10 protein-coding genes are annotated in these 10,605 nt (G+C 58.0%); 2 read left to right on the top strand and 8 right to left on the bottom strand.

Going from position 1 to position 10,605, the window contains the following annotated elements; translation table 11 throughout:
• Positions 1-12: 12 nt before the first annotated feature.
• From ACGHU1_RS14905 to ACGHU1_RS14875, 7 genes are all read right to left on the bottom strand, one after another.
• Positions 13-342, bottom strand: coding sequence for a helix-turn-helix domain-containing protein (locus ACGHU1_RS14905; RefSeq protein WP_390588218.1), 330 nt, complete (start codon positions 340-342; stop codon positions 13-15).
• Positions 329-727, bottom strand: a complete 399-nt coding sequence (locus ACGHU1_RS14900; RefSeq protein ID WP_390588216.1) for a type II toxin-antitoxin system RelE/ParE family toxin — start codon at positions 725-727, stop codon at positions 329-331. The genes ACGHU1_RS14905 and ACGHU1_RS14900 overlap by 14 nt, the downstream gene beginning before the upstream one ends.
• Positions 720-1,961, bottom strand: coding sequence for a tyrosine-type recombinase/integrase (locus ACGHU1_RS14895; protein WP_390588214.1), 1,242 nt, complete (start codon positions 1,959-1,961; stop codon positions 720-722). The genes ACGHU1_RS14900 and ACGHU1_RS14895 overlap by 8 nt, the downstream gene beginning before the upstream one ends.
• Positions 1,958-3,217 (bottom strand): tyrosine-type recombinase/integrase, encoded by a 1,260-nt coding sequence (locus ACGHU1_RS14890; protein ID WP_390588212.1) that lies wholly within the window; start codon positions 3,215-3,217, stop codon positions 1,958-1,960. The genes ACGHU1_RS14895 and ACGHU1_RS14890 overlap by 4 nt, the downstream gene beginning before the upstream one ends.
• Before the next feature lie 213 nt (positions 3,218-3,430).
• Positions 3,431-5,641: a DUF3320 domain-containing protein gene (locus ACGHU1_RS14885; protein ID WP_390588210.1), complete on the bottom strand. Its 2,211-nt coding sequence runs from the start codon at positions 5,639-5,641 to the stop codon at positions 3,431-3,433.
• A 138-nt stretch (positions 5,642-5,779) separates the two neighbouring features.
• Positions 5,780-7,051: a type II toxin-antitoxin system HipA family toxin gene (locus tag ACGHU1_RS14880; RefSeq protein ID WP_390588208.1), complete on the bottom strand. Its 1,272-nt coding sequence runs from the start codon at positions 7,049-7,051 to the stop codon at positions 5,780-5,782.
• On the bottom strand, positions 7,048-7,305 hold the full coding sequence (locus ACGHU1_RS14875) for a type II toxin-antitoxin system Y4mF family antitoxin (protein ID WP_390588206.1): 258 nt from the start codon (positions 7,303-7,305) through the stop codon (positions 7,048-7,050). Before ACGHU1_RS14875 ends, ACGHU1_RS14880 begins: the two co-directional genes overlap by 4 nt.
• Before the next feature lie 449 nt (positions 7,306-7,754).
• On the opposite strand from ACGHU1_RS14875, the gene ACGHU1_RS14870 reads away from it, so the two are divergent.
• Together ACGHU1_RS14870 and ACGHU1_RS14865 are read left to right on the top strand one after the other, a co-directional pair.
• Positions 7,755-8,903 (top strand): tyrosine-type recombinase/integrase, encoded by a 1,149-nt coding sequence (locus tag ACGHU1_RS14870; protein ID WP_390588204.1) that lies wholly within the window; start codon positions 7,755-7,757, stop codon positions 8,901-8,903.
• Positions 8,904-9,288: 385 nt separating this feature from the next.
• The gene (locus ACGHU1_RS14865; RefSeq protein WP_390588202.1) at positions 9,289-10,218 is read left to right on the top strand and encodes a HEPN domain-containing protein; all 930 of its coding nucleotides are present in this window, start codon (positions 9,289-9,291) and stop codon (positions 10,216-10,218) included.
• 34 nt (positions 10,219-10,252) lie between these two features.
• Here the strand turns inward: ACGHU1_RS14865 and ACGHU1_RS14860 are convergent, their stop codons facing one another.
• Positions 10,253-10,414: a DUF6771 family protein gene (locus ACGHU1_RS14860; protein WP_390588200.1), complete on the bottom strand. Its 162-nt coding sequence runs from the start codon at positions 10,412-10,414 to the stop codon at positions 10,253-10,255.
• Positions 10,415-10,605 lie beyond the last annotated feature (191 nt).

The raw sequence follows: 10,605 nt of genomic DNA, 5'->3' as shown, positions 1-10,605 counted from the left end.
CTTGGTCCGAGGCTAAGCCACCGCATCCAGCCCACTGCGCTGGATGATCGACAGCAGCCGAAGGGCCGGACCTCCCGGCTTCTTCGCACCGCGTTCCCAGTCTGACACCAGATTCTTGGACACGTTGAGATAGCGCGCAAACACAGGCTGCGAGACATGCTCGGCCTCGCGGATGGCCTTGATTTCGTCGGGCGACAGGACGGGCGCAGGTGCAAGGCAGGCTTCATCGAACTCGCGCATGGTGCGCTTGTCGATGTTGCCCGCGTCGTGGAGGCCTTCCATCATTTCGTGGACGGCAGCCATCGCCTCGCTCTTGTAGGTCTTTGCCTTAGCCTTGCTCATCGTCGTTCACCTCGACCATTCGGCCCGCTTCAACTTCCGTTTCAATCTGGTCCTCGCGCAGTTCCAGCATGATGCTGGCCGCCTTGCGATAGACCTTCAGTTCCGCCGCACTCAGGTTCGCCTTGTCGCTCTTGGCGAAGCCAAACACGAATATCGCCCGCTCGCCCGAGCGGAAGATCAGGATCGAGCGATAGCCGCCCGATTTGCCTCCGCCCTGGCGCGCGATGCGCTGCTTGATGAGGCCGCTGCCCAGGTCGGCATCGATCAGGCCGGATTCGGCCCGATGCACGGCATCAGCAAGCGAGGCATCGCTGATCTTTTCCTTTGCCGCAAACTTGGCGAACCAGCGGTTGGCGTAGATGCGGATGCGCGGGTTCTCAGCCATGCAGCAACGGCCCACTATCATACTTAGTGTTACGGCTCAATGAATATGAGCCGCTCATGTTTTGCTCGATCCGGTCGCCGATGCGCTGCGCTGCCTCGATCACATGCCCATCGTCAAGGTGGGCATAGCGGGTGGTCGTGCGCACATCTGCATGGCCAAGCAGCTTGCCGATCATCGGCAGGGTTTCCGAATGGGCAGCGGCATGGCTGGCAAAGCTGTGCCGCAGATCATGAATTCGGACGCCAGGAAGGCCAGCCGCATCGCGCAGCTTGCTCCACAGATTGCCGATATCGGTAATCGGACGCTGGGTGGCCGGGTTCCAGAACACATATCGCTGCTTCTCCCGGCGTGGCAGGGCGTGGAGGATGGTTGCTGCCGCTTCGGCAAGCCAGACCGTCCGCGGTCCGGTCTTGCTGTCGGTCAGCAGCAAGCGCCGCCCCCGTACTTCGCTCCATTTGAGGCAGGTAATCTCAGACTTGCGGCATCCGGTCAGGATAAGCAGGCTGATCGCAGCGCAATGCAGCGGGAAGGCCTTGCGATGCCGGTCAAGCACTTCACCTATCCGCCTAAACTCCTTATCGGACAGGAAGCGCTCGCACTTCCGCCCCTTGTTCTTGCGGATATAGAGACAGGGATTTGAGCCTTCGGGCCGCACGCCCCATTCCTCTGCCTTGTTGAACATGGCGCGCAGGATTTCGCCGCAACGGTTGGCAGCGCCCGGGCCACCGGTGTTGGTGATCCGGTTGAACCATTCCTGCACATGGCTTTCCTCGATCTCGTCGAGGAACAGGCCTTCGAAGGCCCGGTCGAGGTATTTCCGCTTGTAATAGCGGTGGGTGTAGAGCGTGGATGGCTTCCATTTGGGCGACACGCGGTCCCAATAGGTCTTGAGGAAGTCGCGGTAGGACGGAACCTTGCGCCGCCGCTTGCGCTCCTCTGCCGGGTTCTCGCCAGTCTGGGCGCGGAGCAGCACGCGGCGCGCAACATCCATTGCCTGCACACGGCTCAGCACCTTGGCGTTGCCGATTGTCACTGTGCGGGTGCGCCCCTCCATCCGTGCCTGGACGATATAGACCTTGCGCCCGCTGGCGTAATGCCGGGCACCAAAGCCGGGTAGCTCGCGAGTCCAGCACGTCTTGCGCAGCTCGCCAAGTCCAGCACGCTTGCCGACCACGTGGAGTTTGAGGCTACCCAGTTCCTCAGCAACGATACCTCTTAGGGTCAGCGCGTTCATAGTCCGACTCCGATCAGCTTGGCGATGGAGCCGGATACGCGTTCCGCCGCATCGGCGACGATATCGTCGGAAAGATGCGCATATCTGGTCGTCGTTTCTGCCAGTGCATGGCCCAGCAGCTTGCCGATCACCATCAGCGAGATGTTGTCGCGGATCGCAACCGATGCGAAACTGTGGCGCAGGTCGTGAAGTCGGACATCTGGCAGGGCCGCACGGTTGCGGATTTTCGGCCAATGCATGCTGAGCTTGATCGGCTTCTCAGGATTGCGGACCGAGGGGAACAGCAGGCCGCTCGGTGTCCGGTTTGGGAGGCCCGCGATCACATCCACGGCTTGCCGGTTGAGATAGATGATCTTCGCGCCAGTCTTGCTGTCCGGCAGCATCAGACGTGGTTCCTGAACCCATTCCCAGCGAAGTTGCTCGATCTCTCCGCATCGCGCGCCGGTGAAGATCAGCAAGCGGATCGCAGCGACATAGAGCGGCTGCTCGACCTCATAGGCTCGCAGCGCAGTGGCCAGCCGCGCATATTCATGGCTATCAAGAAAACGCTCCATGGGCTTGCGCTTATATCGCGGCGTGCCCTTGCAGGGGTTGGAGCCGCGAGGGCGCAGGCCAAGGCGCTCGGCATAGCCCATCATCACCGAGAACACCGGCAGCGTGCGATTGAACACGCCGGGGCGCTCTGCAAAGCTGTCGCGCCAGAACAGGATGTCGCCTTTGGCCAGATCGTCGATCCGCCGGTCGCCGAACGCGCCGAGGATTTCCTTGAAGATGGCGCTCTCGTTGCGCTTTCGGGTCGATGGTTTCCAGTGTCGCGCATAATCAGCCCAGAAGCGTTCGGCGTAGTCGCGCAGCAAGGGCGCGTCGCTCTTCTGCGCAGCTCGGGCCTTCTTGCGCGTTGGCAGACCGTCCAGCGCCACCTCCGCCAGTTTCGCCCGCGCGAGACGGCGGGCCGTAACAGGAGTAATATCCTTGGAAGTTCCGAGCGACACACGCCGCAGCTTGCCGCGCTGGCGGAACAGGACAAACCACGTCCGCCTGCCGCCGGGATTTACTCGCAGGCCAAAGCCCGGCAGGTCGATATCCCAATATTCCCGAATTCGCTTCCCGGGCTTGCGCCGGGCGATGTTACCGTTGAGCCGAACCCTATTGGATGGCTTTGCCTTTGCACCACTCCCACGCCCTTCACCGGATCGGATTGAGGAATGATGATTCGGGGCTTCATTCGCTGGTAACAGATAGCCATTTGCTTGCATTGATTTGCTCCTCATTCTAGAGGGGCAACTTCGAGTAACCTATTGCTCAACAATATCTTTCTGCCGCATGGCGGCGTACGGTGTGCCCTCCAATTTCCTATATTCCCCCACGTAACCAGTCATTTCGCCGGTTCGTTCTGATAGGGTTTTCCAGCCACTTCCAAAAGAACCCCCGCTCTCACGCGGCGAAGGATCCCTACAATCTGGGTGGCACTAATCCTCGGCCTCGACTGCCGATCGTGCAATCGCAATGGCCTCTTCGAATCTAACTCTTGTCGGCTGGCGAAGCCGCGCCAGTTTGAAAGCTTTGGAGTAATGCGCGAGTACGTCTTCGGCTGGTTTCTTCGATCGGATTCCGGGCAGCGCTAAGCTCGCTAACTCGATCAACGGGATGTCCCGATGCGATCTCCAGTCGGATCGTGAGGGCCGCAAGGGTACGATCATCTCAGGGATCGAATGCTTGGGGAAAAGGACAAGGCGATCTCCGTCATGCGACCGACTTAATTCGGTTGGGATCGCTGAAACAACTCTCTCCTGGATTATCCGTCCCGCCTTTTGCTTCCCATGCGCACGGGCGACCCGTTCGACGACAAGGTCGAGATAGACGGGCCCCTCACGTTCGATGACCTCCTCGACGATTGTTTCGAGACGTCGCTGATATGCATCTTCATAAAGCAGATCGCCATCACCTTCAGGCACTGAAAGTTCGGAAAATTGGTACTCTTGGCCCACCTCGTGAGGAGGCAAACGATAAACCGTTTCATGCGGTTGCCGTGATTGATCACTCGAAATGTGCGTCTCATCTTTACCGCAGGAGGATGTAAGCTGGTGCAGCCCCCTGCCTCGACTTTCGACCAAACCGCGCGAATGCAAAGAGTTGCTCCGGGATGGAGAGAGCGCGTTGTTTACAAGCTCCTCCCACTTCTCCTCATGCGGCCTGAAAGCCGCAGTTGCGCGGTCTGCTGACGAGAGCGGAAGGTGATCAGGCAACGCTTCCTTCAACTGGGAATTACTCCAGACTTGTCCATCTGACATCAACTGCAAGATCTGCTCTTGAACCTGAGCTTCAGTAACCCGAGCGGAGTCCTTCTCCTCATCGTCAGAAGGCACAACGGTAGCAAGTTCATCGCTCGAATGGTCTGCTTGGCCCTCACAATTCTCAACAGGTTCAGTAGGAAGATCGACTTCGTCTTGCGCGTCATCCTCAGCCGAGTCGGAGGAACGCCAAGCTCTTAGTTCTACATGTCGACTGGTCCACTCATCTGAACCGCCAACTGGCTGGATACCACGCTCGGATAGGAACCCGACCAGTTCCTCCATCACCTGTCTTTGATCCCTGACGAATCGTGATGCGAAGCATCTCCAGACTGTCCAACCAGCCCTTTCCAAGATGCGCTGCCGGTTCATGTCGGAGGCCCAACGATCAGGCCCGTGATATCGGTCGCCATCGCATTCGATTGCGACGCGGCGGTCATTCTCAGGCGGCTCTTTGCCTGCTGCGATGGTTGTCTCGCGCACTTCCTTAGTATGAAGCAAGGAGATTGCCTGGAGAAACTCGACGGGCTCGATCTTATCCAGCACTGGTTGAGTCGAAACCAATCGCTTGCGGCGTTCCTTCCAGTCGTCGCGGAGATGGAATTCCTCTGCCGCATACATGGCGGTCACTAGCTCGAATGCGTCGAGCGGTTTCCCGCCGGTATTCACCTTCTCGAAGACGAGGCAGACCGCCGCTCTGCTCGTGTCTTTGCCCAGCTTGATCACCGGCACCTGATACTGGTCGAAAGTTCTGACCACGCCTTGCATGAAAGCATTGATCAGCTTCAGGTGTTCGCTCCGCTGGTCTAGCTCTTTGTAAATCCAGTCAATCGCATTTGTCTGCCAATCCTGAGCGCCGAACATGCGGTCGATCGGAAAATGAAGGTGTTCGAACTCGTTTTCCTCGGTGGAGAGGTCAAGCTTAATATCCCGGCCAAAGTTTTCCCGAATGATCCGATCTTCGGGAACGGGCACGATGGCTTCACTACGCGGGATATCCGGGTACAGCGCCGCGCGAATATCGAAGTAGAAGTGCAATTTGATTGGTCGTTTTTTGACCGTCTGTGTGGAGACAGGGACAGTTGTATAGGTCGACTGGTAAAGTGAGGTCATACGCTGCTGACCGTCGAGTAAGTAGGCCTCGATCTCTTTGGCCGGTGACGGCGCTCCTTCTACCGGACGTACCGCAAACGAAACTTCGCCCGATGCATCCAAAGTCATGAGCGCCCCCACAGGGAAGCCCTCAGAAATTGACGCCAAGAGATCTGTGATGCGATCCTGATCCCAGACCCAGCCCCTCTGGAAATCTGGCAGCTGGAGTTTGCCCTCATCGCATTCACGCATGAGATCGCTGAGCTTGTAAGGATTAGTCTGAAATGAGGTTGTCATGATTGCCCCTGCGATCTGATTTTGTGCTCGTTTGACTTGATAAAGAAGTATTTAGCAAGAATGCAATTGACGAAATCTGCCATCGATCTTGCCCATTGTGATGATCAACGGTTGGTTTGGTGCAATCAATTCTAACACTCACGCTTCCAAAAGCTTCAGTGCAGCAACGCTGGCGCGGGCCGATAATGCTTCGGCAATTGGCACAACAGCATCCTCAGGTGGAATGCCGGGCACCTCGATGCCCTTCTCAATTTCTTCCGTCACCGTTTCGGCAAGGTCAGTTACCCGGCGGCGAATGTACGGGGCACCTAGCCCTGCCTCCTCCGCGAACCTCGCCACACTTTTTCTGTCAAATTCTTCGAGTGTCGCCGCGCGGCCAAAGCGCATTGCGAGCTTGGGGGAGAGCTCTTGCCACATATGCGTGGCAACAAGATCGTAAAGCGGGGCAAGCACCACTTCACCGCTCTCGCGGCGCAGCAGACTGTAGTTCTTAGCGTGGGCATCGGCGTTGCCGATGATGAGATTAAAGATCGCGGCGTCGGCCAGCTTTAGTACCTCGCGCGCTGGCCGCGTCGCAGCGGTGCGCAACAGCGCGAAGCTATCGCGGAAAGTCGGCCCGCCCTCCGCCGCGTATTTGCGGTTTGAGGGGACGCTAAGTGCCTGAGCAAAGTCTTCCTGATGCAGGCGTTTCGTTTTTCCCTCGATCCACATCCGGTCATAGCGTTCGACCAGCAGCAACGGCTTGCCCGCCACCTCTCGCCACTCTGCATTGGCAGCATCAATGCCCACGGCGCGCGCCAGTGCGAGGCAGAAGGCCTCATTTGCAGCCAATCCGACAAAGCGATCGGGTTCAGGCTTGATTAGATGCGTGGATGGCTCGCCTAGACGAGGGATGGCAATGCCTCCATCTGCGGTGACCACCACGGGCAGTTTGCTCTGTGCTCCTGCAAGGCTGAGCCGCGCGCCGCCCTCACCTGCCAGCATGGGCACAGCAGGCAACCGATCGAGCAGTGCCGCCAACTCGTTCTCTTGGAATGGTTCTGGAGCGGTCTCGGAGTGTTCTTGGACCGGTTTTGCATCTTTGGGCAGGAAGGCTAGAGCACCGGCAACATCTCCGCCCAAGGCCTCAAGCAGCCGAAACGGATTGTCGGGCGAAACTCCAAGCGCGCGAGCGATAGCCGTACGCTGGCTTTCCTCGGGTAGCAGTCCGCCAAAGACAGCCTTGCAGGCATGGTCCCCAAATGGCCCTTCCTGCTTGGGCATTGCGTGGGAAAGTGCAGGGGCCTTTTCGTCAGCCAGCCAGCCCGAAGAATAGGCGAAATGCATCGCGCCACCTTTGTCGATCAAGAGCTCGCCTGCCTTGCGCTCGTCCCACCAGACCACCAGCGTATCCAGAATTGGCAGCGTCACTCCGCCTCATCCTTCTTGGGCGCGACCGCTCGACCCGCTATCACGATCCCGTCAGGCCGCTTGATTTGCAATTCACAACCAAGTGCGGCGAGAACATCGAGCACCTTGCCCATCTGGACGGTTACCTTCCCTCGCTCCAGTTCAACGAGGAAGCGCAAGCCGACGCCGCTTGCAGCAGCCAACTCGTCCTGGCGCAGACCAAGCTCTTTGCGTTCTTCGCGAATGATTTGGCCGATAGCGGCAACATCGAGCATGAGCACTTCCTTTCCCGATCGGGAAATCTATGCAGATAGTCGATCAAATTCAAGATATTTTTCCCGAAAGGGACATTTACCATTCAAAAGGCGACTTTGAAAAGTGCGCTTTCCCGCACGGGACATATTAAACGTTTCGAAAAATTCGTGACACTGAGTCTAAAGTTACTCAAAGTCAGAGGCCCAAATCGCGGTTTAGCGAAGTCGGGGAACAATTGTGGTAAATAGCCCTCGAAACGCCTCGCATTTCCGTTAAACCACAAGCCGTTGCATCAGCCTACTTGCCACCTCCGTCTCCGCCACCACCTTGTTCCCAATTTTCCACCGATGACCGAGAAAGCCTAGTGATTCTCTAGGTTTACGAGGTGATTCGGGTCCTCACCTGTCCTTGCCAATCCGCCGGTATCCGATTGGATTTGTGGGAATAAATGTGGGAGATTTGGGCGGTTATGGGAAAGCTTTCAGCAACAGCGGTGAAGGCCGCAACAAGGCCCGGCAAACTCGGCGATGGCGACGGTCTGTATCTTGTCGTGAAGCCATCTGGCTCCAAAAGCTGGATGGTCAGGGTCCAGAAACACGGCAATCGCCGTGATTTTGGCCTTGGAAGCGCATCAAAGGTGTCTTTGGCGATTGCCCGCGAAAGGGCACGAGAGATTCGGACATGGGTTGAGCTTGGCCTCGATCCGCTGTTCGAACGGCGGAAGGCGCAGGGCATCCCGACCTTTCGCGAGGCCACCGCTAAAGTGCTGGCACAGCACCGCAGCACTTGGCGCAATGAGAAGCATGAAAAGCAATGGATCAGAACGCTGGAGGTTCATGCCTTCCCGCATCTGGGCAATGTCCAGGTCAATGACATCACCGGACCGATGATTAGAAACGTGCTAGCGGAGATCTGGCTTTCCAAGCCAGAAACCGCGCGCCGCGTGCGCCAACGGATCGGCACTGTGCTCGATTGGGCCTATGCCTCGGGCTACCGCGATAGCGAAGCGCCGATGCGGGCGATCAGCAAGGGTCTGCCGCGCCAGCCCAAGAAGGACGGCCACTATGCCGCGATGCAGTATTCCAAGGTATCAGCGTTCATCCCGCGCCTACGTGAGCGCGAGAGCTACAGCAGACTGGCGCTGGAGTTTACTATTTTGACTGCTGCGCGATCCGGCGAGGTCCGCCATGCGGTGTTCGACGAGTTCGACCTTGAAGCAAAGCTCTGGACGATCCCCGAGGAGCGGATGAAAGCGCGCCGCGAGCATGTGGTGCCGCTGTGCCCCCGCGCGGTGCGGATCATCGAGCGTTGCACCGAACTGCGCATCCACGGCCTGCCGCTGGTCTTTCCCGGCGCGCGGATGCGTAAGCCGATGTCGGACATGACGCTCACAAAGCTGCTGCGCGATATGAAGGAGACCTGCACGGTTCACGGGTTCCGCTCGGCTTTCAGAGATTGGGCGAGCGAAGAAACCAACCATCAGAGCGATGTGGCCGAGGCAGCGCTGGCGCACGCGGTTAAGGACAAGACCGAAGCGGCCTACCGGCGCGGCAATCTCTTGGAGAAGCGTCGGCTGCTGATGGACGACTGGGCGGCTTACTGCTGCACGGGCGGGTGAAACAGAGATGCGTAATCAGCAGCAACACTGGCGGTTCGAAACCCGCCAGCACAAACCTACCAGCTCCGCAGTTCAAGCCCCCTCCCCAGAAATGGGGATGGCTAACCCTGTGGATAAAGCTGTGGACTTTTCGGACTATCGGGAACCGCTGGATTCGGACGATCAGGAACCGAAAGCTCGGACTATCGGGAACCTAAACCACCTTCAACCATCTGGTATTGTTGGACAATATGGCCCCTTAACTATGCTAACAAACAATCCTGTCGGATTGTTGCTAACGCCAACCACCAGCGCGCGGCTCCTCAGCGCTTTGGGGTGCGACGTCGCCGCGCGCTTCGGCACTTGGCAGGTGCAAGCTTTCCAACTGCTTGCTAGAGTCTAAGCGATGAAGACCGATCTCGATCATTTGCCACCGCAAAAACAGCGCGAATTAGAGCGTGTGGTGCAGCTGATCTTTGAAGAGTTCGACGACGCCTTTGCGCTGGCCAAGCACGACTGGAAGAAGGCCGGGCGCATCCTGAAGGTCATTCTCTACGGCAGCTATGCGCGCGGCACTTGGGTCGACGAGCCGCATACGGCCAAAGGCTACCAGTCCGATTACGATCTGCTTCTAATCGTCAACGACAGCCGCCTCACGGATCGCATCAAATACTGGTCGAAGCTCGATGACCGGCTCATGCGCGAGTACGGGGTCACAAAAACGCTCAAGACGCCGGTCAATTTCATCGTTCACACACTGCAGGAGGTGAACGACGGGCTGGCCCACGGTCGCTATTTCTTTATGGACGTCAAGCAGGACGGCGTTGCGCTTTACCAGTCCGACGACACCGAACTGCACACGCCGAAGCCAAAGACACCCGAGCAGGCGATCGCTATGGCGCAGGAGTATTTCGACGAGTGGATCCCAAGCGCCACTGATTTCGCTGATAGCGCTGCTCACCTTATCGGCAAAGGTCGTTACAAAAGAGCAGCATTTCTCCTGCATCAAACCTCCGAGAGTCTGTACCACTGTGTATTGCTGGTCTGCACATTCTACACGCCCCATGTGCACAATCTCGGCTTCTTGCGTACCCAAGCCGAGCGCATCGATCCGCGTCTGACGTATGTTTGGCCGCGCGACACGAGGAAGGACCGGGCGATGTTCGAGAAGCTCAAAGAGGCGTACGTCAAGGCTCGCTATTCAAAACACTATCGCGTTTCTCAGGACGAGATCGAGTGGCTAGTAGAACAAGTCGAAGAGCTAGGTCGCGTTGTGCACAAGATATGTTCGGAGCGGCTTGAAAAGCTAAAGAGCGACGCAAGCGGGCCAGGCTAGAACGCGCATTGGGCGCGTCTGGCCGCACGCTCAATCACAGGCTGCGCTCGCCCTCGATTGCCTTTGCGATGATCATAGCAAGCGCGTCCTCGGCGCGCTGCCGGGTCGCATCATCCTTTGCCGCAAGGTCGAGCTTGATCCAGCGCGGTGCGCGCTCAATTGCGGCGTCAACGACAGCTCTGTGATCCCTCTCCATCGCACCACGTGTGACAGTGCCGCAGCGTGGCTGCAAGAACGCTGCAGTTGCGTTGCAGTCTGGTTGCAAGAATTGTTGCACGTTTTGCGCGCCTGTCATGGTCGTCTTGAGTGCCGAGATCGCGATTCTCAAAATGGCGGCAGTATCTGGGGAATTTTGAAGGGAGGAAAGGAGGGCGAGATAAAAGCACC

It is taken from the genome of Erythrobacter sp. MTPC3, assembly GCF_042854385.1.
GTDB lineage: Bacteria > Pseudomonadota > Alphaproteobacteria > Sphingomonadales > Sphingomonadaceae > Erythrobacter.
This window is presented reverse-complemented; position numbering and strand designations above follow the sequence as displayed.